Below are 1,173 nucleotides of genomic sequence, written 5' to 3'. Positions count from 1 at the left end.
TTGTGGAGTTCCCCTGCCTCTCGCCTCCAAGGTGCCGTCCGGGTGCTGCAACGGTGCGACCAGCCACCGTTTGACATACAGCACGATCCAGCGCTGGTCGGTGTTCGCCTCCACCGCTTTGACGATCAGGTCGTGCGGGCAGCTGTCGAAGAACTTGGCGACATCAAGATCAATCACCCAGTTGTATCTCCAGCAACGTCCCCGGCACTTTCTCACCGCGTCGATCGCTGACCTGCCGACCCGATAACCATAGGAATCGTCATGGAAGATCTCCTCCATGCGCGGCTCCAGTCTTCTGGCCACCACGGTCTGCGCGATTCGGTCAGCGATGGTCGGCACACCGAGAATCCTGACCCCGTCTTTCTTTGGTATCGGCACCGCCCGCACCGGCGGCGGAAAGTACGACCCCGACGACATCCGATTCCAGATCCGGTACAGATTGTCTTTCAGATCCTTCTCGAACGCCTCCAGAGCCATCCCGTCCACTCCCGGGGCGCCCTTATTGACAGCAACCCTCTGATATGCCTGCCACACCTCCTGCTTCGAAATATCGAACGGTTTCCCGTTTGGCTGTGGCTCGCCCACTCGATCCCTCCCAGATTTCTCCGGTTGCCCGAACGAACATCACCTGGACGGTCCGGCCCCTTCGCTCCGCCCCCATTACAGGAACTTCGTCACTACTATGAACCGGTCCGACTGCACACCCCGCAACGGTACTCAGCGCCTTACGGTTTCTGCCGCTTGGCGCGCTCCCTCTCGCCCCGGACATAGCCGAGAGCGGTGTCGGGGCGTGCCCTCTCACGTTCCGCACGGAAGCCGCAGATCGGGCTCGTGCCGCCATTCACACCGGGCACCGCCTGGCCAGTAAACGGGTATCCGCCAGACTTATCCCAGAGCACACTCTACACTCCGGTTTCGATGCCAGCTTGGCACTTTCGATGCTTCAACAGCGGAGAGCTGAGCTCACCTTCCCGATCCCCAGCTGGCGCATCTCGTGCGCCTTTTCCTCAACGCTTACCACGACAGTCTTCAGCTAACGCAGCTTGAGGTGCTTTGAAGCCTCCCCCCGCAGGGCGGCTCCGGAGGGCCACAAAACCTCCATCTCCCATGCAGTTACACGCCTCGCGAGTCCACCCCGCCTACCGGAACGACCCACTCAACGTTCGTGACACA

Annotated in this window: 1 protein-coding gene; it reads right to left on the bottom strand. The window is 61.0% G+C overall.

Translation table 11 applies throughout. The features are described from left to right. Positions 1-585 (bottom strand): reverse transcriptase domain-containing protein (locus tag HKK72_RS39420; protein ID WP_222721706.1); only part of this gene is annotated, 585 nt, incomplete at its 3' end. Positions 586-1,173: the final 588 nt, after the last annotated feature.

It is taken from the genome of Actinomadura sp. HBU206391, from assembly GCF_014323665.1.
In the GTDB taxonomy this organism is placed as follows: domain Bacteria; phylum Actinomycetota; class Actinomycetes; order Streptosporangiales; family Streptosporangiaceae; genus Actinomadura_C.
Note: the sequence above shows the minus strand (reverse complement) of the source record. Positions and strands in the feature narration are given on the sequence as shown.